Here is a 21,198-nt window from a genome sequence, read left to right as displayed (position 1 = left end):
AACCAGATTATATTAACGGTTATTGCTGAATTGACAGGGCCTTCATGCGCGACATCCGGCATAAACAAAAAAATAAACACCAAAAATCATTACATAAGGAATGAACGTTTCCATATTGTGGGTAGATGATGAAATTGAACAGCTTAAACCCCATATCATATTTCTGAAAAACAAGGGGTATGATGTGACCCCGGTAACCAATGGGGAGGATGCCCTTTCGCTGGTTTCAAAGGAGAAGATAGATATCATCTTTCTGGATGAGCAGATGCCGGGAATGGACGGATTGACAACGCTGAACGAGTTGAAAAAAATGAAACCGGGTCTGCCGGTGGTCATGATTACCAAAAGCGAGGAAGAGCAGATAATGGAGGATGCCATCGGCGGGAAGATTTCCGATTATCTCATCAAGCCGGTCAACCCCAACCAGATCCTGCTTACGGTCAAGCGTATCCTGGACAGGCACCGTATCCGTGATGAAAGGTCGGCGCAGACCTACCTCCAAAGCTTCAACGAGATTACGGCACTTATCAACGATCAGCCTGAGTGGAATGAGTGGATATCGATTTACCGCAGGCTGGTTAACTGGCAGCTGGAGCTGAAGAGTTCGGAAGAGGGGCTGCAACAGGTGCTGCAAGATCAATTCGATACGGCCAACATGGAGTTTGGCAGGTTTATTGAAAACGAGTACTACGACTGGCTGCGCTCCAGCAGGGAAGACCGCCCGATGCTTTCGCCGGACCTGATCGAGGAGTATGTCATGCCTGTAATCGATGAAGGAAAGAGCACTTTTCTTTTTCTGATCGATTGCATGCGCTATGACCAGTGGCTTGTTTTCGAGAAGATGCTCACGCCCTACTACAATATTTCTACCGATTTTTACTATTCCATTCTTCCGACTGCTACTCCATATTCCAGAAATGCCATTTTTGCTGGACTCTATCCATCGCAGATCGAACGTCACTACCCCAAGCTCTGGATGAGCAATGATGAAAACGAAACATCGCTGAACCAGTATGAAGCGGAATTGCTGACGGCGCAGTTCGAGCGGAAAAAGAAAGATTTCAAGCCCAAATACGAAAAAATTCTGCAGACGGCCGAGGGGAAGAGAATCTCCGACAAGATCATTAACTACACGCAGTCGAAGTTCAGTGCTTTTGTGATCAACTTTGTCGATACCCTGGTGCACTCGCGATCCGATTCGCCGGTGCTCAAGGAGATCGCTCCCGACGTTCCGGCATTTCGTGAGCTCACACGAACCTGGTTCGCCCATTCCTCGCTTTTTCAGATGCTGAAAAAGCTGTCTGACCAGGACGTGAATATCATCATTACAACCGACCACGGCTCCATACGGGCGTTACGGGATACCAAAGTACTGGGTGACCGGGATACGTCCACCAGCCTCAGATACAAGTTCGGCCGGCACCTCCGTTGTGATAATGACGCGGCCATTTACATCGACAAGCCCGCCGATTATTTTCTCCCCCGGGGGAACATGAACACCAACTACATCATTGCGAAGGAAGATTACTATTTTGTCTACCCGACCAATTACAACAAGTATCAGAACAAGTACCGGGATTCGTTTCAGCACGGCGGCGCATCCATGGAGGAGATGATCCTCCCCCTGGCGCGCCTTCAGTCCAAATGATGGCAGCGGCGGAGTTTGCAGCGGCTGCATTTCCGGTAATACATTCAGCGGTGCGGCGAAAATCCGTCCCATGAATGTTCCAAAGCCGAATCCGGTTTATAATGCACGGTCGTTATCCCGGGCGTGTCTGAACTTCGCCGGCAGCAGTTGTGGCGGTTACGTATTCGCAACCAGTTTTTAACAGAAATCACATTGACAGAAGCAGAAAAGAAGTCATCCACCATTAACAGAAAATCAGAAAGTGTCGGGGAAACGACCGCCGCCGGTCAACGGCTTGCCGAAAAACTGGCTCCTGGCGACACGGTTCTTCTCAAGGGAGACCTCGGAGCCGGCAAAACACACTTTGTGAAAGGTGTTGCACGTTACTTTGGCGTTCCCGAAGACGAGGTCCAGTCACCCACGTTTGCCCTGGTCCATGAATATCCCGGATCGGTACCTTTGTATCATCTTGATTGTTACCGGCTTAATGATGCAGATCAGGCCGGCCAAATCGGCCTGGACGAATATCTTTACGGAGACGGCATTTGTCTGATAGAGTGGCCCGAAAAAATCGACTCCAGGCTCCCGGACCAATATTGGGTTGTCGAAATACGCCACATCAATGAAAATACCCGGGATATTTCGATTCATCGATCGCTCTGATTTTTGTATCTTTACTGCCTGTTTTGCCCATGGAAACCAAACGACTGCCATATCGCTTTGACCGCCTTCCGGTTATTTTGCCGTTTCACAGACGCGCCGTGAATGACCTGCATACCGGCGACCTGGTGTATTACGGCCCGAGTCCGGAATTTTACGGTATTGGCGAAGTACTCAAGGTAGTTGACCGTTTTTGCATAGTCGATTTTCGTGGTACCGGTGAATATGGAGTCCACAAGGATGCCTTCGAATCCAGGTACCTGATACCGATTCACAAACTGAATCTGTCTCACCTGCTTAAGAAACTGAAATAGGATTCGCCTCTCCCTGCTCCGGGCTGCCGTGGCAATTTTTCTCCTCTCTGGATATACCCGCCGAGTTTTTTGGTACGACCATCGCAACGACTCCTACCCCTGATCGTGCCGTAATTCGAAAACCCGTGTGTCTACGTCTGCCTGCAGCAAGGGCAACCGGGTAAAACAGCCCTAGCCCTGAAGTTTGCTGTTGTCTGTTGTTAAGGGGTTCCCATGCCCGCGTTCACGTCCGAACAGCCAGACAACGCCGGCTGTAAACAGGCCGGGATAAAACGGTTCCCACCCCAGGAACGCATAATGGTAGAGGTCATCGCCGGTAATGGTTCCGAGTGCCATCCACAGGGTAGCAACACCACAGGGAAGCACGAGTGCAGCAATTGCCGCATTGGCTCGCAGACGGAAAAAAGGAATATAGATGCCCAGGACCGGCACAAGCAGACCGGGAATCAGAACCGAACCGATCACGTACCAGAGAGCTATGACACTTGGATAGATGGTGATGAGCAGAATTCCAAGAAGTGCTGAAAACAGCATGCACCATCGGGTTATGGCGACGCTCTTTTCAGGCCGCCAGAAACGGGCGACCAGGTCACGTCCAAGGGTTTGGCCCGAAAGAAACAGAAAACTGTCGAGTGTGGACATGATGGTGGCCAGCAGAGTAAGGAAAAAGAGTCCGCTTAGACCGGCAGGCAGCAGATACGATCCCAATTCCGGATAAACCAGTACCGGGTTTGAAATCTCCCCGAGTATGACAAATCCGTACAGGCCCGCCATAACGGTAAACAGGTCGAATACAAACCAGAAACCGACCGAATAAAAAATCCCCTTGCGAGCGGTTTCAGGAGTTTTGGCGGCGGCGGCCCGCTGGTGGAAAGCGGGGTCCACGAAGGTCCACAGCGCTATAAAGAACCATACCAGAAGGTATTGAATGCTATGTCCACCAAGTGGTTGCTTGTGAACATCGGTAAGGTCGGCAGTGATCTTCCACGGCGGACCGGCATAGCTCACGGCCAGGATCAGCAAAATGGCAAACCCGGCATACATGAGAATGACCTGGAGCATATCCGTTCGAATGACCGCGCGAAAGCCGGAAATACTTACATAGGCAACCGAAAACAGGGCGGTGGCCGAGGCGTAGAGCAGAATATGGTTTTCCGAGCCGGTCAGGAACTGGAACAGCAGACCCAGCATGAGGATATAGGGAGCCGGGCTGACCAGCAGGAAGATGATGATGGCGGATACGGCTCCGGATCGCGGAGAGTAAGTGTGCGATATGGCTTCCGGAATGGATAGAGCGCGGTTTTGCCGGATGCGGCCCGCCAGAAAGACGGCGAAGAGAATTGCGAACAGGTAATACGGAAGTCCGAATAATACCCACTGTGAGATGCCGAACTGGTAGCTGTATTCTCCCACACCCAGAATACCCCCGTACCAGGTGGAAACCAGTGTTGCGATAAAAGCCGGAAGCGTGAGCGTTCGTCCGGATAACAGAAAGCTGCTCTCGGTTTCATTTTTCTGCCGGTTCCGGACGCTGATGATGATCAGCACCAGAAAATACGCCGCAATGATGAGGATGTCGATACGGTGCACGTCCTGTGGTTTTTATGTGATCAGTTCAGAAAAGGAGGTCGGTGTGACCGGCCATGAACAACAGCGCGCCCGATCTGTGCCGGATTCGCAGGGTATCGCCGGTGGTTTCGTTTGAGGAGCCGTCACGGCGTCCGTTCTCAAGTGACTCGTTGTTCAGCGGATAGCGCAGCCCTTCGGTGACGATGCCTTCAACGATGCCTGAGAGCGGAAATAGTGAAACAGGATGACCGGCCGGCAGGGACAGGGAAAAATCCCTGGGCAGTATGCGTACATAGAAGCTGGCGTCAAAAAAGGCAAGCAGGCCGAACCGGTCATGGAGTTGCTGCATGACGGAAAGGTTTTTCAGGGTATGGTCCAGGCGCCCGCCCGTGGCTCCAAGGACATCCACCCTGGACGCATTCATGGTAATGGCATGAAGCAGCGCCTTTTCCAGATCGTTCGTTTCCTGGTCGGGATCACGGATTATCCGCCCGGTAAATCCATCGGCGGGCCGGAAGCTGTCGAGGTCGCCAATCACCAGATCCGGCGGATATCCGAGCTCCAGTGCGGTATTTCCGGCACCATCAGCTGCAATAAAAAAATCACAGCGCGCTGTCAGCTTCTCCATCAGGGGCTTTTCTGGAGGGTCTCCGTGAGCGAGAATCAGTATGCGCATGAACCAGCTTGTTGATTTTTGATGTTTTGAAAAGACAACGGAAAGCGTGATAATATGCAGGTAAATTATCCGAAAAGAAACATAATCAAGATGGTCAAAAAATTTGCCGAAAAGCTGGTCAGTCACAGAAAGCTCGGTCTGATATCCCATATTAGCCCGGATGGAGACGCCATCGGGTCACAGCTGGGGCTGTATTACTGGCTGAAACAGATGGGTGTGGAAGCCGAGATGTTCAACGACGACCATGTGCCGTCCAATCTCGCATGGCTGGAAGGAGCATCACTCATACAGGTACCTGACGAGGGTTTGCTGGATCAGTGCGACGGGTTCGTTTTTGTCGATGGGAACCATCCGTCCCGCTTTGGCAATACCGGTCCATATTTCGAAAAAACGCAGAAACCGATCTATCTGATCGATCATCACCTGGATGTTCCGGAGGGTTTTTTCCGGGCGATGTGGTGGGATGCCGAAGCCAGTTCCACAGCGATGCTTGTGTATCAGCTCTATGAATCGACGAAACCGGAGCTTCTGAATAAGGCTGCCGCTGAAGCCCTGTACAGTGGCGTAGTCACCGATACCGGCTCGTTTCGATTTGCCACCGTTACCTCCGGTACCCACCATGCTATTGCAAGGATCATCGATGCCGGCGGGATCAAACCCGCGGAAATCCATGAGAAGCTGTATGATGACAAGAGGCTGCAGGATCTGCATCTGCTGGGAAAGGCACTGGATAACATTGCATTGCACCACAATGGGCAACTGGCCACTCTCTATGTGTCCGGTAAAATGCTGGAACAGACCGGATGCTCGTACGAAGACATGGAGGGGTTTGTAAATTATCCGCTTGGCATCCGGGGGGTGATGGTTTCGGTGATGTTTTCCGAGCGGGAAGGGCGTGTGAAAATGAGCTTTCGGGGGAAAGCCGAGGTGGATCTGAACCGTTTTGCCAGAAAATTTAATGGCGGCGGACATTTCAATGCCGCCGGCGCCTGGCACGACGGTCCCGTTACAGATGCAATCGACGCGGTGGTTGCCGAGATGAAAAAGCATCTTTGAATTTCTGAAGGCGGAAGCATGTAACCTAATGGGGAGCAAGATTATGAAAGCAACAGTTTTGGTGTTTGTTTGGGTTCTGTTAACCGGAATCAGCCATGCCGGTTATTCCGGGGACGAGCGAGAGGTTCAACCGGAATCCGGTTACCTGGGCTATATAGAGGTGTTTGATGAGCGGCTGCATCAGGTGCTGGATACATCGGCGGTACCGGAAATCATCGGCGATGGGTTTCAGTGGGCGGAGGGCCCGGTCTGGGTAGAAGAGTTAGGGGGACTGCTGTTTTCGGATGTGCCGGAAAACCGGATATACCAATGGACCGAAGAAGAGGGCATTTCGGTCTATCTGGAGCCCTCAGGTTATACGGGGCACTCGGGTCGGGGCGGAGAGCTGGGTTCCAACGGCTTGATCATCGGCAGCGAAGGAGAGCTGTTACTGTGCCAGCACGGGGATCGTCGGATTGCCCGCATGGAAGCGCCGGTCGGACGGCCCGCTCCCGAATTTGCCACAATGGGCGAAAAGTATAACGGGAAACGCTTTAACAGCCCCAACGACCTGGTACAGCACAGCAGCGGAGATATCTATTTTACGGATCCGCCCTACGGGCTGGAGGAGTATGTCGATGATCCCAAAAAAGAACTCGATTACTCGGGAGTGTACCGGATCGACAACGGCGGCAGGGTACATTTGTTGACAGATGAGCTGACACGGCCGAACGGACTGGCCTTTTCACCGGACGAACAGTTGCTTTATGTCGCCAATTCCGATCCCAGGAGCGCCCTTTGGATGGTGTATGATGTACTGGAAAACGGTGATATCGCCAATGGGCGGGTATTTTATGACGTAACCGACTCAGTGGGCAGTGAGCCGGGGCTTCCCGACGGGATGAAAGTTACGAGGGAAGGCAATATTTTTGCGACAGGGCCGGGTGGTGTGTGGGTTTTTTCGCCGGACGGCGTGGCGCTTGGAATGATTAAAACAGGAGAGTTTGTCTCCAATTGTGCTCTGGATGAAGGGCAGCGGATCCTCTACATGACAGCGGACTCCTACCTGCTGCGGTTGGCATTGTAGCCGAACACCGTCATCCGGAGCCGGCTATCCGTGCGGCCGGGCCATGCGCGAACCGGTGCCAAACGACAGGCGCATACCGGTGTGTCCGGTCATCCGCTATTTTCCTGATTTCTTCAGATGCTCGGCAATCCTGTTCTGATGCTCGTCGGAGGCCCAGAATCGGGCAAATTGCTTCCGCTCCCTTTTTAGTGATTTTTCGCGGGGGTCTTTGAGAGCCAGGCGGGTGCTCTTTTTCAATTCTTCAATCAGGTCGGGTTCGCATTTGGCAAGCTCCAGAGCCCACTCCCAGGTATTTCTTCGCAGCTCGGAGGTAATGGAGAGTTTGTTGATAAGCCCGGCCTGGAGCGCCTCTTCCGAACTGATGATCTCGTTACTTCCCAGCCACTCCAGTGCCCGCGACCGGCCGACGCGCTCCACCAGCCTTGTTATGCCGCCCCATCCGGGAGGCACCCCGAAACGCGTTTGGGTAAAAGCAAACGATGCGGTCTTGCTTGCAATTGCGAAATCAAAAGCCAGCAGTAGTTCGCAGCCACCGCCATGAACCTCTCCGTTTATGCAGGCCATGGTCCAGAAACGGTTTTCTTCAAGCCGGTGCAGGATGTCTCCCATCCGCGCCGCCATAAGCAGACTCTGCTCTTCTGTTTCCAGCGATGAGAAAGCCGTTACGTTCTCTCCGGAGGCAAAAAAGTGGTGGCCGGTGCCGCTGAGGATCAATACCCGTATCCTGCCGTTCTTTTCAATCTCTGCCAGTAGTTTTTCCAGCTCGTCCATCACCTTGAAATCGATGGCATTGTTGGTTTCCGGATGATTGATTTCTGCCCAGTAGATGTGCTTCTTTTTGTTGATTTTGATGGCGGCCACAATTCTGGAGTCTAATGGTGACAGGGGTTCAGTTGGCGACTTCGTTATCGATCCATGAGAGGTAATCCGGATTGCCCATGGCGATCGGGAGCGCGATGACGCAGGGGCACTCGTAGCTGTGCAGTTCTTTAACTCTTTCCTGCAGGCGAGGGAATGCGGAGACTGTGGTTTTGGCAATCAGGGCGACCTCCTGCTCCTTCTGAACCGCATCATCCCAGAAAAACAGAGCCGAAATATTACCGAGAATGTTGGTGCAGGCCGCCAGCCGCTCCTGAACAATGTGACGGCTCAGCATCTCTGCTTCTTTCTGGTCGGCAGCCGTGATGTAAACAAATACATGTTCCATATCATCGCCGTTTTTGTTTACGAAGGTTAAGGGAGTTGATCAGGAACCATCCCGCATATCTGCCGGTAAGAGCAGGGCCGAAGCATAGCAAAGGCCGGCTTGTTACGGGGCAAATTTACACATTCACAAGATAATAGAAAATATGGAGCTTCGGAAAATGAACCGACCGGGCGCCTCATTGAAAAAAACGGGCATTTTTTGTATATTACGAAGCTAATTTGTACAGAAGCATGTTGTTGTGAAGGCGGTATGCCAAAACCTGCGGCAGGTGCATTACATGCGAGAGTGGTGAAATTGGTAGACACGCCAGATTTAGGATCTGGTGCCGAAAGGCTTGGGGGTTCGAGTCCCCCCTCTCGTACAGAGTTTTAAACGGAATCTGCAGGTTCATTGTTAACCGGCCATTACCGTTGATCTGTAATATACATAACCCCCAAAAACCAGTTACGTGAATATATCCGTTGAAGATAAATCCAAGGTAGACAAGGTATTGACCATCTCGGCAACTCGGGAGGACCTGGAGCCCCGTTTTGAAAAAGCGTACCGTTCCTACCGCAAAAAAATTAACATGCCCGGTTTCCGCCCGGGGCAGGCGCCCAAGTCGATTGTTAAAAAGCGGTTTGGCAAGGAGATAGAATCCGAGGAAATCAACAATTATGTACAGGATGTGTTCCGGGACGAAGTGGTCCCGAAGTACGACCCGGTCGGCGAGCCGCAGTTTGAAGACATGAAATGGGAAGACGGCAAGCTGGAAGTGAAGATCGTTATTGGTGTTAAACCGGAGTTCGAACTTCAGGAACTATCCTCCCTGACCGTCGACAAGATGGTGCATGATGTCACAGATGAAGAGGTTGAAAAGGAGTTGGAGCACAGCCTGGAGCGAGGCAGCACCTGGAAAGAGGTTGAGAGCCCGATCCATGAGAAGTGCCGGGTTACGGTTGATGCCGTGCCGGTGAATGCTGAGGGCGAGCTTCAGGAGGATGACAAGGATACCGATAAGGAGATTGATCTTGGTGACGACGGGAACGAGGAGTTCCGGGTAGCATTGGAGGGAGCCAAAACCGGTGATACCGTTGATGTCACACTCGGAGAGGGCGATGACAAGGAGGCCTTCCGGCTAACCGTTAAAAAAGTGACGGAGCCCGAGGTACCGAAACTTGACGAGGAGTTCGTCAAGCAGGCTACCAACGGCGAAGTGACCAGCGTGGATGATTACCGCAGTCGGATCAGAAGCCAGATGCAGAATTACATCGACCAGATGTCGGGCGACATGGTCAAACAGGAAATTATGGACAAGCTGATCAAGGCCCATCCCGATATTGAGATTCCCGAAGGCGTATTGGCCAAGTTTCAGGATGCGCTGCTGGACCGCATGAAGCAGCAGATGCAGGGCCAGCCGTTGCCGGAGGATTTCGATGAGAAGGACTACAAGGAATCGGTGAAGGACGATGCGATGCGCGAAGCCCGCTGGGCGTTTATCATTGATGAGTTCGAGAAGAAGTTCGACGATATTGAAATCAAGCCGGAAGATGTGGACGAACGCCTTGCCACCGAAGCGGCCAGATACGGGCTGCCTGTCGAGATGGTCAAGAACTTCTACGCCCAGTCGGGGGACCAGCTCGAGAACCTGCGACGATCCATCCGGACAGACAAGCTGTTCGACCGGATTGTGAACGAAGTTCAGATGAATGAACTTGATAAAGAAGCGTTTCAGAAAAAAAAGAAATCAGAAAGTAACGAAGAGAGCAATTCATGAACGACTGGAAACAACCCCTGATCGACGAAAAGAGTTTCGGCGGTTCACACACCCAGAACAGTCTCATCCCCATGGTTATTGAAACCACCAACCGGGGAGAGCGGGCGTTCGATATCTACTCCCGGTTGCTCAAAGACCGGATTATCATTCTCGGAACGCCGATCAATGATGCGGTGGCCAGCAGCATCGTAGCCCAGATGCTGTTTCTGGAGTCGGATGATCCGGAGAAGGATATCAATTTATATATCAACAGTCCGGGTGGCGTGGTCTCCTCCGGCCTGGCCATCTACGACACCATGCAGCACGTGCGCTGTGATGTCTCCACCATATGCATGGGCATGGCCGCTTCCATGGGAGCCGTACTGCTTGCCGCAGGTGCCAAAGGCAAGCGAACACTGTTGCCGCACTCCAGGGTGATGATCCATCAGCCGTTGGGCGGGACCCAGGGACAGGCCAGCGATATTGAAATTGAGGCGCGCGAAATCATCCGCATCAAGCAGACACTGAGCGAGATCATTGCCAGGCACGCCGGAAGAAAAGTGGAGGAGATCATTCGGGATTCGGACCGTAACAAATGGATGGATGCCAAAGAATCTCTGGAATACGGACTTGTCGATAAAGTCCTTGAAAAACCGGCCGACAAATAACTGAAAAGAAGATCAAAATCCAGGTTTCCTCAACATGAGCGACAAGGAAAAGAAAATTCGCTGCTCTTTCTGCGGACGGTCCAGTCACGAAGTGAACAGCATGGTGGCCGGCCCCAGTGTATACATCTGTGATCAATGTATCACGGATGCGTCCGGTATCGTGAAGAAAGACCTCTCTGACGAGAAACAGTTTACGCAGGATTTCCGCTACGACCTCAAACCGGTGGAGATCAAAGCATATCTTGACGAGTACGTCATCGATCAGGAGGATGCGAAGAAAACCCTTTCCGTAGCGGTTTACAACCACTACAAGCGGATTGCAAGTCCCGAGTTTGACGACGACGACGCGGAAATCGAGAAAAGCAATATCGTGCTCCTGGGACCGACCGGGTCGGGAAAAACCCTGCTGGCACGTACGCTTGCAGGGATTATTGATGTCCCGTTTTGCATAGCCGATGCCACGGCGCTCACCGAGGCGGGTTATGTCGGCGAGGATGTTGAAAGCATATTGTCAAATCTGCTTCAGGCCGCTGATTATGATGTTGAACGGGCCGAGCGGGGCATTGTCTATATTGATGAAGTGGACAAGGTGGCCCGGCGCGGCGACAACCCCTCCATAACCAGGGATGTTTCCGGTGAAGGGGTGCAGCAGGCGCTTCTCAAGATCCTGGAAGGGACCAGCGCCAATGTACCGCCCAAAGGCGGACGGAAACACCCGGAGCAAAGCTTTATCACCGTTAATACCAAAAATATCCTCTTTATCTGTGGCGGTGCCTTTGAAGGGCTTAACGAGATTATTTCACGGCGCCTGTCAACAACAAGTATGGGGTTCAACGCCGATTACCGGGACAAGTTCGACAAGGACGACCCCAAAATATTCACATACGTGGAACCCGAAGATTTACAGAAGTACGGCTTGATACCGGAACTGATCGGGCGTCTGCCCATCATATCGGGACTGGAAGAGCTTTCCGAGGAAGCGATGATCAACATTCTGCTCAAGCCAAAGAACGCGATCATCAAGCAGTACCAGAAACTGTTCCGGATGGAGGGCGTTGAGCTTGAGTTTGAAGAGGAGGCGCTCAAAGAACTGGTGAGACTGGCGCTCAAGCGAAAGACCGGCGCGCGCGGACTCCGTTCCATCATGGAGCGTTCCATGCTCGATATCATGTTCACCCTGCCCACCATGGAGAATATTGAGCGCTGTATCATTACCAAAGAGACGATTTCCACACTCGCCCCTCCAGTCTACAAGAAGCGGAAGGCCTCGGCTTAACGGTTGCTTCGGGCGGTTGCCCCGGGACAAGGCGCCGGCATGTCGGTGAATTTTTAGCCCAAACGGGATTACTGTCGCTGCCCCGGCACGTTCAGGTTGCCCTTGGCGACATCGATCCGGGAAGACGGCAGGATAATTCTGCTTGCATAGGAACCCGATTGTAAAGCGCCAGGTCCGGTTTGTGGGAAATCAGTACCCCCTTTGATTAGCGCAGATCAGGTTCGCGGAGCCACGGGGTGTGTCGGGCTATGACAAAAATTTCGAGCATCCGGCCTGAAATAGCTTTTCCCACCTTTTCGTTACATTGTATGGTGCGCAATGAATCCGCCGAAGGCCGCATCGTAACTTCCACTAATCTCCTCCACCCATGCTTTTCAGAAGCAACTCAAACCGAATCAAGGGCACTCTGATTTTCCTTCTGGTGATTATCGCCATAGGCTCTTTCACCTACACCCAGTATCTGGTTGAAAAGATACGCGAGAAGGAGCGCTCGGGTGTAGAGCTCTGGGCGCGAGCCATGGAGTATAACAGCAAATCGCACTTTCCGGATACACGAGAGGAGCTCGAACGTGTGATCCGTGAAATTACGGGAACCTCGCTGGTGACTAACCGCGACCGTGATCGGTGGATTTCAGCCATCCGGCGAGCCGAATCGGATCTTTCGAACTCCCATCTGGATTTTGTCGCCACTGAATTGATAATAAAAAACCGGTTTGAAATCCCCTCGGTTGTGGTTGATGAAGACCTGGAAATTCTCCACTCCAGAAATACCGGGAACCGGGAACTGGACCAGGAAATTGTGGCTGAATACGCCTCGATTAACGAGCCTATACGAATTGAGCTTGAGGCCGGTAACGCCATTCAGGAGCAGTTTGTCTACTATGGAGACAGTGGCCTAATCCGAACCCTTCGGTATTTTCCATACGTGCAGTTCGGTCTGCTGGCGCTGTTTTTGGGTATGGGCTATCTGAGCCTGAGCAGTATCAAGCGGACGGAGCAGTCTAATTTGTGGGTTGGGATGGCCAGGGAAGCGGCTCATCAGCTCGGTACGCCGTTGTCGAGCCTGTACGGGTGGGTTGCCTTGCTGCGGGAATCCAACAACGATCAGCAGACGCTCCACATAGCGCATGAAATTTCAAGCGACCTGCAACGCATGCAGATTGTGGCCGACCGGTTCAACAAAATCGGCTCTGTTCCAGAACTGAAACCGAAACGGCCAGGCCCGGTGATTCGGCATGTCATGGAATACCTTGAAAAACGCCTTCCCCAGCTTGGAAAGCAGGTCACGTTAAGTGCCAATATCACATCCGATAAAAAGATCCCCATGAGTCAGGAACTGTTTGCCTGGGCACTGGAGAACCTGATGAAAAACGCACTCGATGCTATCGACAAGTCCCGTGACAATGCCAGGGTTCATGTCGAAACCCATGAGCACAACGGCTTCCTTATAATCGATGTGACGGATACGGGCAAGGGGATTCGCAAACAGGTGCGAAGCGAAATATTCAATCCGGGATACAGCACCAAGAAGAGAGGCTGGGGGTTGGGCCTGAGCCTGACACGCCGCATCATTGAAGATTACCACCAGGGGAAAATCTTTGTGCACAAATCGGTTCCCGGTGAAGGAACCACAATTCGGCTGATGATGCCTGTTTCAACAAATAACGGGCATAAAGGGCAAAACAAGCGACCCTGGGCAGGCAAGATGGAAACAGCAACAGAGGCAGAAAACGAGAATTGAGGGCCCCACAGAAGCCTGTCGCCTATCGGGTCCCGGATGCAATTGCATTACCGGGCAAATCGATGAGCGGATATCAGGGATGGGGAGGACTTGCGGATCGCCGGGCCGATTGTCCGCATGGCGGATTACTCACTGCGGCAAAGATTTCAAAAACGCCACCCAGGTTAATTGGCTTGTCTCTGCTACTTGTAACCGCGTCTTGAGGCGTATTCGGAGAGTTGGGCTTTGAGCAGGTTACGCCCTCTGTGCAACCGGGAACGGATGGTGCCGATAGGAACATCCAGCATATTTGAGATCTCCTCGTAGGTAAAGCCCTCCACATCACAAAGCAACACAACGGTTCTGAAATCCTCCGGCAAACTGCTCAAAGCGGAACTGATGTCATCATCCATCATTTGACCGTACATGCTGGATTCCAGGTCGGTGGTGTTGGACTGTTCGCTGCGGATGGATTCGTAAAAGGGCTCGATTTCATCGTAATCAACCCGGGTCGGCTGTTTCGAAGCCTTCCTGTAATTGTTGATGTAAGAGTTTTTCAATATCCGGAACAACCACCCTTTGGCATTGGTGCCTTTCTCATAGCTGCTGAAAAAACGGAAAGCTTTGACGATGGTATCCTGTACCAGATCTTCCGCATCGTTCTCATTAGCGGTCAGTTTCAGAGCAAAATTGTAAATGGCATCAAGGTGCGGAAGAATTTCGTCGTTGAAGTCGTTTTGCTTCTGAATTTCCTCGCGGGTCATTCTATCCATCAAAAATAGGTTTTTATCAAGGTTGATGTTCGTTATTCGCCTTTCACCTGGCTGGCAGCATTATGTAAAACCTGTTTTTTCGGAGAGGGTACGTTACTGCTGATTGGTTTCAATGTAATAAAAGGCATCCAATAATCCTTGCAACCGCAGAGGATTGTTCGTTTCCGGATACAGTGATATGGATTTGACGGGGCGATAATCCCGCTCAATCGATAATCCCGCTCAATCCACCCCTTGTTCCTGGATGGTGACGAAAAGTTGTGCAGCGTCTGTGAAAGCGAGGCTTTGGAAAGCCGCTTCAGAAAGCATCAGTCGATTATCCGTAGTGCGGTCGTTGATGAGGACAAAAGTGCCCCGGTTGTTGCCGGGGTTCTGGATGTAAATCACGGAACCGAGCGGCAGGCCGGGGTGGGCGGCTGTCAGTGCCTCCGGGTTGTAAAGGTCACCACTGGTCGTGGTAGTTCCGCGGCGGTTATCGGGGTAGCGTGATACCTGCATGCGGGTTGTTTCCTGGCTTCCCTGTCGGATTATGTAGGGGTTGCTCCTCGTAGTTGTGGCGGCCAGCAACAATGTGATTTCATCACCGGGCCGGACGTCATCCAGGCCAAGTTCCGGATTGAGCGCCCTAAAATCGTAGTGGTCCATGCCATGGAATTGAAGAAGCTGGGATATGGAGTCCTGGTCGCCAACGGTGTATCGAATAAATTTTCCCTGCGGGGTGCTTTCTCTTTCCCACTCTGCGGTAACGGAAGGGGGAGGTGTGGGGCGTGTGCGTACCCGGAGTTCCTGGCCGACATGGATCCTGGAGTCTTCCAGCCGGTTCAGTTCCATCAATTCATCCACACTCATTCCGAATCGGGAGGCAATGCGGTACAGGGAGTCGCCGGGCCGTACTTCGTAATAGGCGGGCTGGTCGGGCTCCGTTTCGGCCGTGACATCCGGGGGAATGTCCTCCGGAGCCGTATCGGTCACAGGTACGGTATCGCGCCGGGGAGAGTCGTCCGCAACCGGTGTGGCAGCATCGGGTGTTGGCTCTGCGACCTGCCGGTGTCTGACAATCACCAGCTCCTGCCCGATGGAGAGCGCCGGAGAGTCCATTTCGTTCCATGCGAGGATGTCATCTACCGGGACATCGTAGATCCTGGAGATCCGGAACAGGGTCTGGCCCGCTTCAACGGCATGAACGGTGGTGTCGGGTTCAACGGTCGTTCGGCGGGATTCGCGGGAGTCCGGATGTCCCGGAGAGAGGTAGAGCTGCTGGCCGATTCTGAGCTGGTTGTCGGGCATCTGGTTCCACTCCCGAAGCTGGTCAACGGGGATGTCATACTGACGGGAGATACCGAAGAGGGTTTCACCGGCACGAACGGTGTGGGTTTCACGGTCTGGCTGGGCGGCCGCGATGGATGGAATCATCCAAAAAACGAATAAAAGCAATAGCGGAAGGGATCTCATAGGGGAAAAGCTTAAGGCGCGTCGTATTCCAGTTCCTGAAGGGCTTGCTCCAGCTCCGTGGCGGCGTGATGGTCACCGGCATTCCTGGCGATGGTAATGCCGTTCGTATAGGTTTTCAGGGCCAGGCGGGGTTCGTCGGTCATCTGATAGAGTTTTCCAAGATGATAATAGACACCGATGTATCCGGGATCCTTGTCGCGAATATGTTCGAAAAGCGACCGGGCCGTTTGGTGGTCTCCGGTTTTTTGATATTCAAGGGCCAGTGCAAAGCGGGAGAAGCTGTCGTCGGGGTCTTCCTGAAGAAACGCTTTCAACTTGGCGATTCTGTCCTGGTTGGCTTGGGTCATGATCGTTTGTTGGTAGTTATTCGCTTGGCATCAAAACGACCGGAGGGTCTGGTTCATTGCGGCAGATCAGTCGGAAGGGTAGCGCCCCGAGATTTCCTCCACGGAATCGCCGCCGTACTTTTCGAGAAAGGCGTTGGCCAGAACGGGCGCGATTACATTTTCGGCCACGATCAGAGCCCGCGGCAAAGCGCAGACGTCGGAGCGCTCGTATCGGGTATCCTGCTGCTTTTTCTCCACAATATCCACGGTTTGCAGGGGTTTGAGCATGGTGGGAATGGGCTTCATCACTCCCCGGATGATAAGCGGCATTCCGGTGGTAACACCGCCTTCCAGCCCGCCGGCACGGTTGGTTCTTCTGCCGTACCGATTATCTTCCCATGTGATTTCATCATGGACGGTATGGCCGTGACGTCTGCCCGATTCAAATCCAAGGCCTATTTCCACTCCCTTCATCGCCTGGGTACTCATGATGGCCTGGGCCAGCAGTCCTTCCAGCTTGCGATCCCAGTGCACATAATTGCCGAGGCCGGCAGGTAGCCCCGTTACAACTACTTCATAGATTCCGCCCAGGGAACTGCCCTCTTTTCTTCGTTTTTTGATCTCTTCAACCATATGTTGACCAAGATTCGGGTCAAGGCAACGGACTTCCGAGTTGTCGGCGCTTTCGGAGAGCCGTTCGGCACCATCGGCGATAACAGGGTCTGCGATTTCGCGGATATGTTCCCAGGAGTTGTACCCCTGTTCCCCGATCCTGGTTACATGTCCACCGATCTCTATCCCGAAATAACGCAGTAATTCACGCGCTGTGGTACAACAGGCTACCCGCATGGCGGTTTCGCGGGCACTTGACCGTTCAATGACGGGACGGATATCGTCAAACCGGAATTTTTGAGTACCTACAAGATCGGCGTGACCGGGCCTGGGGACTGTGATTTTCTCAATGTCGTCATCCACCGGCTCAACGGACATTACCAGCGGCCAGTTGGCTTCATCTTTATGATAGGCTCTGTTTGCGAGTTTCAGGGAAACGGGATGCCCCATGGTTTTTCCAAACCGGACTCCGCCGGTGATTTCCACGGTGTCTTTTTCAAAAGCCATGCGTCCGCCGCGTCCGTAACCTTCCTGACGCCGTGCCAGTTGTTTTGAGATCGCTTCACGGCTGAGGGGGAGCCCGGCGGGCAAACCTTCAACGATGCCGGTGAGTTCGGGGCCATGGGATTCCCCGGCTGTCAAATATCGAATCATGTTACTTCACTCTGAGAATCCACCCGTCTGAAGGGAGGGATATGATTATAAAGCGGGTCCGGATCGGTTATGCACGGAGATGGCACGGATACGGACAGAAGTGGTTACAACGGCGAAATATAGCAAAAACCTTCCAGAATTCCGGTGTAATATTCTGCTGATCCGGGGTTCTGTTCGCCTGCTGAGCGATCAAAAGTGGTGGCTGAGGCTGAGCTGTATCAGGCCTCCCGTCTCGCTGTAGGAGGAGCGGCTTATATCGAAGCGGAAATCGCGATAGCCGATTCCAAGACCGATTCCGGCACCGGAGAGGTCAATTCGCTGGTCTGACTTAAGCTCCTGATTCCTGAGGTGGTCATAGCCGATGCGCAGGTTTACATTTTCGGAGAACAGGAGTTCGACTCCCATACGCATATGGCGGAACAGATTGCTGGTGAAGCCGGGGTCGTCTTCGTCGTCGAATACAGGCATCTCCCAGCGGTTCAATGAGTGCAGCGCAAGATTGAAACGAAGGGGGAGATGCTGAAGCCGGTGTGTAATTCCGGCGGTTATGGTAAATGGCAGGTCTTCCCGTGTGTCATCAAAAGGGGTCAGTTGAGCACCAAGGTGCCGAAAGGAGAGGGCGGCATGGGTATAATTACTATTAAAAGAGTAATAGAGTCCGCCGAAAAATGCGATTGCCGTTGATTGATAGCTGTCGTAGCTGCTGACGATCAACTGGGTTCCGAAGCCGGCCTGAAGCCGGTCTAAAAGGGGTCGGGAAATAGCGCCGCTCCAGGAGAAGTCATACGAGCTGAACGACCCGTGTTCCCTTCCGTCACTGTCCGTTCTGGTGAAGTCACCGTAATTCACGAAGCGGATTCCGCTGGCGAAAGTTCCGATATTGCCGAGGTGATAGGCAAATCCGGCGGAAGCCAGGTAGATATCGGAGAAGTGGTTCAGATAGGATACCGACAGCTCCTTGTGGGAGACTTCGGTAAGATAGGCCGGGTTGGTTGTAAACAGGGAAACCCCGCCCTGGTCGAGAGATACGTGGTTGCCTCCCAGAGCGGCGGACCGTGCGTCGGCAGGAATTTGCAAAAATCCGAATACTTCGTTGTTTCCTATTTGTGCAAGCGCGGGAGACTGGAAGCCGAGTATCAGCAGTAACAGAAAAGGGATGGGATATTTCACAGTCGGGAAGAAAAATTTATTCATTACCTTTCGTAGGTAAGAAAAAAACACCAAACCAACAAGAATGGCAGAAAAGTTTACGGGCTGTTTTATATTATCTGTTCTGATACTCACCTAACAAGAACGACGGATCCATGCAATTATTTGTCGATGTCGGGCGCTACTGCAGATTGATTTACGAAGCGATACGCTCTTCCACCGAGTTTGGCATGTACTGGAAGAACCTGATCATCGAGATGGTCAAGACGGGTTACGATTCGTTGCCGATCATCATGCTGGCCGGTTTTTTTACCGGTGCGGTGATGACAATCCAGACCTCCTATCAGCTTGTAGCCGGATTTATTCCGCCAGCCACGATCGGATCCATCGTATCACAGTCGCTGCTGATTGAGCTTGCGGCCGTCATCAGTGCGCTTGTGCTTGCCGGGCGCGTTGGCGCGCGTATCGCCACAGAACTTGGAACGATGGCGGTGAGCGAGCAGATCGATGCCCTGGAGTCGATGGGCTTCAACTCGGTAACCTTCCTGGTGATGCCGCGTGTACTCGCTGGGATATTCATGTTTCCGGTCATCTATGTGGCGGCGGTTATATCCGGAATGATCGGTGGGTTGCTGGGGGGAATCATGACCGGCGCCGTTCCGATTGCCGACTTCATGCTGGGCGCCCGTCAGGTGTTTTCACCGGCGGATGTAAGTTTCGGTGTCATAAAATCCTTTGTTTTCGGTTATATCATAACCTCAATCTCCTGTTTCAAGGGGTATTTCGCCTCCGGTGGCGCTGAAGGTGTGGGTACGGCAACCACGCAGGCAACGGTGTTGAGCTGTATTTACATTCTGCTGGCTGATTTTGTTCTCGCCTTCGTGCTCTTATAGATACTGTTTTTATATGATTGAAATTAAAAATCTTACAAAAAGCTTTGGCAATAATCTTGTCTGGAGTGATGTAAGCCTCTCTATTGAGGAAGGAGAGACCCTGGCGGTAATCGGCAAGTCGGGTTCGGGGAAGTCCGTTTTGATGAAGCATTTGAACGTTCTGCTTTATCCCGACTCCGGAACGGTGACCATTGACGGCCTCAATGTTTTCGAAATGCGTTATGCACGCCTTCGGAGGCTGCGGCAGCGTTTTGGCGTGTTGTTTCAGGGCGCGGCACTGTTCGACTCGATCACGGCATACGAAAACGTTGCATTTCCGCTGCGTTACTTCACCGAACTGAAAGACAACGACATCCACAAACGTGTGATGGAGTCGCTGGAACTGGTTCATCTTAACGACATCGGCAAAAAGTCACCGGCCGAGCTCTCCGGCGGCATGAGGAAAAGAGTGGGGCTCGCACGGGCAATTGTCCTCAATCCCGATTATCTTTTGTATGATGAGCCGACATCCGGCCTTGACCCTCAAACATCGGATGAAATCAATGACCTGATCATCAGGATGGCCGACACACTGGACATTACCTCCGTTGTCATTACACACGATATGCACAGTGTGCTTCGAGTGGCCGATAAAGTGGCATTTCTGGATGAACAGAAGCTGAGCTGGTACGGAACCCTTGACCAGCTCAAGTCCAGCGATCATAAAGCTCTGAATTCCTTTATCAAAGCAAGCGAATATTCCATTTAACCATAAGCGGAGCCCGGTTTGAAAAAAGTTCATAATGAGATCAAAATTGGATTAACCATTGTGGTTGCAATGTTGATAGCGGTCATCGGTTTCCGTCTGATGCAGGATGTTCCCCTGTTTCGGCCCAGCTTGCAGCTGTATACCGCTTTCGAACGGGTGGACGGCATCACGCCGGGCAGCTCTATCTACATGTCGGGGGTGAAGATAGGCTCCGTGAACAGAGTTTCAATCGCCGGTCCCGACAGCGTCGAAGTTGTTCTTAACCTGTCGTATGCCGAGGGGATACCGGTGGGTTCCAGGGCGATTATTATGCCGTCAGATCTCATCGGCGGAAAGCACATCCGGATCATTCACTCCGGCAGGGAGGAGATGATCCCTGATGGAGGGTATATCCAGGGGGAGTATGATTACGGTACTCTTGCCCAGTTGGAAGAGTTTGCCGAGGGAATCAGGCCCGATGTAGAGCGGTCGGCCGGTAGCCTTGCAGAGGTGCTGGAACAGTTTGAGGGACTGCTCAAAGAGAGCGGGAAAGATGATTTGCAGCAAACGCTTGCAGCCCTCAGGAGCACTTCGCGGGAAGTTGACGAACTGATTCGGCGGCGCAGTTCCGACCTGGACCGCTCCCTGAAGAGTCTAAGTCGTTTTACGGCCAACCTGGATACCCTGAGCTCCGGACGGGAATCAGATCTGGAACGTATCCTTGAAAACCTTGAGACGACGAGCATGGAGCTGGGTACCATATCCAGAGAGCTGGGCGGCGTCAGTTCCGAACTGAACCAGATGATGCAGCAGATCAACAGCGGAGAGGGAACACTGGGAAGACTGATCCAGGATCCGTCCCTGTACGAAAACCTGGATAGCCTGAGTGTGAACCTGAAAGAGGCTACCCGAATACTCAAGGAGGATCCCGGCCACTTTCTCAAACATATGCGTCTGGTGGATATTTTTTAGTATTGAAGTATGATACCCGGGTATCGTGCCGTTGGGTTCGGGACGGAGGGCCGGTCCGTTTGAAAT

The 21,198-nt window shown here is 52.5% G+C and carries 21 protein-coding genes and 1 tRNA gene; 13 read left to right on the top strand and 9 right to left on the bottom strand.

The annotated features are described in order from the left end of the window. Nucleotides 1-100 precede the first annotated feature (100 nt). The 3 genes from QA596_05255 to QA596_05245 all read left to right on the top strand — a co-directional run bounded on the left by QA596_05255 (nt 101) and on the right by QA596_05245 (nt 2,601). A complete protein-coding gene (locus QA596_05255; protein MDG5766866.1) occupies nt 101-1,648 on the top strand; it encodes a bifunctional response regulator/alkaline phosphatase family protein in 1,548 nt (515 codons plus the stop codon). A gap of 192 nt (nt 1,649-1,840) precedes the next feature. Continuing rightward, nucleotides 1,841-2,290, top strand: a complete 450-nt coding sequence (tsaE, locus tag QA596_05250) for a tRNA (adenosine(37)-N6)-threonylcarbamoyltransferase complex ATPase subunit type 1 TsaE (GenBank protein MDG5766865.1) — start codon at nt 1,841-1,843, stop codon at nt 2,288-2,290. 29 nt (nt 2,291-2,319) lie between these two features. Beyond that, nucleotides 2,320-2,601 carry a hypothetical protein gene (locus QA596_05245; GenBank protein ID MDG5766864.1) on the top strand — a complete coding sequence of 94 codons (282 nt, stop codon included), beginning with the start codon at nt 2,320-2,322 and terminating at the stop codon, nt 2,599-2,601. Between the two features lie 171 nt (nt 2,602-2,772). Here the strand turns inward: QA596_05245 and QA596_05240 are convergent, their stop codons facing one another. Beyond that, on the bottom strand, nt 2,773-4,191 hold the full coding sequence (locus QA596_05240) for a sodium:solute symporter family protein (protein ID MDG5766863.1): 1,419 nt from the start codon (nt 4,189-4,191) through the stop codon (nt 2,773-2,775). A 25-nt stretch (nt 4,192-4,216) separates the two neighbouring features. Next, nucleotides 4,217-4,846 carry a thiamine diphosphokinase gene (locus tag QA596_05235; protein ID MDG5766862.1) on the bottom strand — a complete coding sequence of 210 codons (630 nt, stop codon included), beginning with the start codon at nt 4,844-4,846 and terminating at the stop codon, nt 4,217-4,219. Between the two features lie 90 nt (nt 4,847-4,936). On the opposite strand from QA596_05235, the gene QA596_05230 reads away from it, so the two are divergent. Together QA596_05230 and QA596_05225 are read left to right on the top strand one after the other, a co-directional pair. Next, a complete protein-coding gene (locus QA596_05230) occupies nt 4,937-5,902 on the top strand; it encodes a bifunctional oligoribonuclease/PAP phosphatase NrnA (GenBank protein MDG5766861.1) in 966 nt (321 codons plus the stop codon). Between the two features lie 43 nt (nt 5,903-5,945). After that, a complete protein-coding gene (locus tag QA596_05225; GenBank protein MDG5766860.1) occupies nt 5,946-6,968 on the top strand; it encodes an SMP-30/gluconolactonase/LRE family protein in 1,023 nt (340 codons plus the stop codon). Nucleotides 6,969-7,064: 96 nt separating this feature from the next. Here the strand turns inward: QA596_05225 and QA596_05220 are convergent, their stop codons facing one another. Continuing rightward, nucleotides 7,065-7,829 carry an enoyl-CoA hydratase/isomerase family protein gene (locus QA596_05220; GenBank protein MDG5766859.1) on the bottom strand — a complete coding sequence of 255 codons (765 nt, stop codon included), beginning with the start codon at nt 7,827-7,829 and terminating at the stop codon, nt 7,065-7,067. 28 nt (nt 7,830-7,857) lie between these two features. Next, a complete protein-coding gene (gene cutA, locus QA596_05215; protein MDG5766858.1) occupies nt 7,858-8,175 on the bottom strand; it encodes a divalent-cation tolerance protein CutA in 318 nt (105 codons plus the stop codon). Between the two features lie 279 nt (nt 8,176-8,454). Here cutA and QA596_05210 point away from each other — a divergent pair. The 5 genes from QA596_05210 (at nt 8,455) to QA596_05190 (ending at nt 13,595) form a co-directional block, all read left to right on the top strand. Then, nucleotides 8,455-8,536, top strand: a tRNA-Leu gene (locus tag QA596_05210). Nucleotides 8,537-8,623: 87 nt separating this feature from the next. After that, nucleotides 8,624-9,931, top strand: coding sequence for a trigger factor (gene tig, locus QA596_05205; protein MDG5766857.1), 1,308 nt, complete (start codon nt 8,624-8,626; stop codon nt 9,929-9,931). Continuing rightward, a complete protein-coding gene (clpP, locus tag QA596_05200) occupies nt 9,928-10,578 on the top strand; it encodes an ATP-dependent Clp endopeptidase proteolytic subunit ClpP (protein MDG5766856.1) in 651 nt (216 codons plus the stop codon). Before tig ends, clpP begins: the two co-directional genes overlap by 4 nt. 34 nt (nt 10,579-10,612) lie before the next feature. Then, nucleotides 10,613-11,854, top strand: a complete 1,242-nt coding sequence (gene clpX / locus QA596_05195; GenBank protein ID MDG5766855.1) for an ATP-dependent Clp protease ATP-binding subunit ClpX — start codon at nt 10,613-10,615, stop codon at nt 11,852-11,854. 367 nt (nt 11,855-12,221) lie between these two features. Further along, on the top strand, nt 12,222-13,595 hold the full coding sequence (locus tag QA596_05190; GenBank protein ID MDG5766854.1) for a HAMP domain-containing sensor histidine kinase: 1,374 nt from the start codon (nt 12,222-12,224) through the stop codon (nt 13,593-13,595). Between the two features lie 182 nt (nt 13,596-13,777). On the opposite strand, the gene QA596_05185 is transcribed toward QA596_05190, so the two are convergent. The 5 genes from QA596_05185 to porQ all read right to left on the bottom strand — a co-directional run bounded on the left by QA596_05185 (nt 13,778) and on the right by porQ (nt 18,585). After that, entirely contained in the window at nt 13,778-14,347 is a 570-nt protein-coding gene (locus tag QA596_05185; GenBank protein ID MDG5766853.1) for a sigma-70 family RNA polymerase sigma factor, read from the bottom strand. A 222-nt stretch (nt 14,348-14,569) separates the two neighbouring features. After that, a complete protein-coding gene (locus tag QA596_05180) occupies nt 14,570-15,760 on the bottom strand; it encodes a LysM peptidoglycan-binding domain-containing protein (GenBank protein ID MDG5766852.1) in 1,191 nt (396 codons plus the stop codon). A gap of 50 nt (nt 15,761-15,810) precedes the next feature. Further along, the gene (locus tag QA596_05175) at nt 15,811-16,146 is read right to left on the bottom strand and encodes a hypothetical protein (protein MDG5766851.1); all 336 of its coding nucleotides are present in this window, start codon (nt 16,144-16,146) and stop codon (nt 15,811-15,813) included. A gap of 66 nt (nt 16,147-16,212) precedes the next feature. Further along, a complete protein-coding gene (gene aroC, locus QA596_05170) occupies nt 16,213-17,391 on the bottom strand; it encodes a chorismate synthase (GenBank protein MDG5766850.1) in 1,179 nt (392 codons plus the stop codon). Between the two features lie 189 nt (nt 17,392-17,580). Beyond that, the gene (gene porQ, locus QA596_05165) at nt 17,581-18,585 is read right to left on the bottom strand and encodes a type IX secretion system protein PorQ (protein MDG5766849.1); all 1,005 of its coding nucleotides are present in this window, start codon (nt 18,583-18,585) and stop codon (nt 17,581-17,583) included. Nucleotides 18,586-18,695: 110 nt separating this feature from the next. On the opposite strand from porQ, the gene QA596_05160 reads away from it, so the two are divergent. The 3 genes from QA596_05160 to QA596_05150 are packed head-to-tail and all read left to right on the top strand — an operon-like array spanning nt 18,696 to nt 21,132. Continuing rightward, the gene (locus tag QA596_05160) at nt 18,696-19,433 is read left to right on the top strand and encodes an ABC transporter permease (protein MDG5766848.1); all 738 of its coding nucleotides are present in this window, start codon (nt 18,696-18,698) and stop codon (nt 19,431-19,433) included. Between the two features lie 13 nt (nt 19,434-19,446). Beyond that, on the top strand, nt 19,447-20,181 hold the full coding sequence (locus tag QA596_05155) for an ABC transporter ATP-binding protein (GenBank protein ID MDG5766847.1): 735 nt from the start codon (nt 19,447-19,449) through the stop codon (nt 20,179-20,181). A gap of 18 nt (nt 20,182-20,199) precedes the next feature. Then, the gene (locus QA596_05150; GenBank protein ID MDG5766846.1) at nt 20,200-21,132 is read left to right on the top strand and encodes an MlaD family protein; all 933 of its coding nucleotides are present in this window, start codon (nt 20,200-20,202) and stop codon (nt 21,130-21,132) included. Nucleotides 21,133-21,198 lie beyond the last annotated feature (66 nt).

The sequence above is a fragment of the Balneolales bacterium ANBcel1 genome, from assembly GCA_029688905.1.
Classification (GTDB): Bacteria; Bacteroidota; Rhodothermia; order Balneolales; family Natronogracilivirgulaceae; genus SLLW01.
The sequence above is the reverse complement of the archived record's forward strand: the minus strand, read 5'-3'. Positions and strand labels throughout refer to the sequence as shown.

What these genes read in the sequence shown, in the direction of transcription:
- QA596_05255 (MDG5766866.1), top strand. Translation starts at nt 101, where the DNA reads ATGAACGTTTCCATATTGTGGGTAGATGATGAAATTGAACAGCTTAAA.
- QA596_05245 (MDG5766864.1), top strand. Translation starts at nt 2,320, where the DNA reads ATGGAAACCAAACGACTGCCATATCGCTTTGACCGCCTTCCGGTTATT.
- QA596_05235 (MDG5766862.1), bottom strand. Translation starts at nt 4,846, where the DNA reads ATGCGCATACTGATTCTCGCTCACGGAGACCCTCCAGAAAAGCCCCTG.
- QA596_05230 (MDG5766861.1), top strand. Translation starts at nt 4,937, where the DNA reads ATGGTCAAAAAATTTGCCGAAAAGCTGGTCAGTCACAGAAAGCTCGGT.
- QA596_05225 (MDG5766860.1), top strand. Translation starts at nt 5,946, where the DNA reads ATGAAAGCAACAGTTTTGGTGTTTGTTTGGGTTCTGTTAACCGGAATC.
- cutA (MDG5766858.1), bottom strand. Translation starts at nt 8,175, where the DNA reads ATGGAACATGTATTTGTTTACATCACGGCTGCCGACCAGAAAGAAGCA.
- clpP (MDG5766856.1), top strand. Translation starts at nt 9,928, where the DNA reads ATGAACGACTGGAAACAACCCCTGATCGACGAAAAGAGTTTCGGCGGT.
- clpX (MDG5766855.1), top strand. Translation starts at nt 10,613, where the DNA reads ATGAGCGACAAGGAAAAGAAAATTCGCTGCTCTTTCTGCGGACGGTCC.
- QA596_05190 (MDG5766854.1), top strand. Translation starts at nt 12,222, where the DNA reads ATGCTTTTCAGAAGCAACTCAAACCGAATCAAGGGCACTCTGATTTTC.
- QA596_05185 (MDG5766853.1), bottom strand. Translation starts at nt 14,347, where the DNA reads ATGGATAGAATGACCCGCGAGGAAATTCAGAAGCAAAACGACTTCAAC.
- QA596_05180 (MDG5766852.1), bottom strand. Translation starts at nt 15,760, where the DNA reads ATGATTCCATCCATCGCGGCCGCCCAGCCAGACCGTGAAACCCACACC.
- QA596_05175 (MDG5766851.1), bottom strand. Translation starts at nt 16,146, where the DNA reads ATGACCCAAGCCAACCAGGACAGAATCGCCAAGTTGAAAGCGTTTCTT.
- aroC (MDG5766850.1), bottom strand. Translation starts at nt 17,391, where the DNA reads ATGATTCGATATTTGACAGCCGGGGAATCCCATGGCCCCGAACTCACC.
- porQ (MDG5766849.1), bottom strand. Translation starts at nt 18,585, where the DNA reads ATGAATAAATTTTTCTTCCCGACTGTGAAATATCCCATCCCTTTTCTG.
- QA596_05160 (MDG5766848.1), top strand. Translation starts at nt 18,696, where the DNA reads ATGCAATTATTTGTCGATGTCGGGCGCTACTGCAGATTGATTTACGAA.
- QA596_05155 (MDG5766847.1), top strand. Translation starts at nt 19,447, where the DNA reads ATGATTGAAATTAAAAATCTTACAAAAAGCTTTGGCAATAATCTTGTC.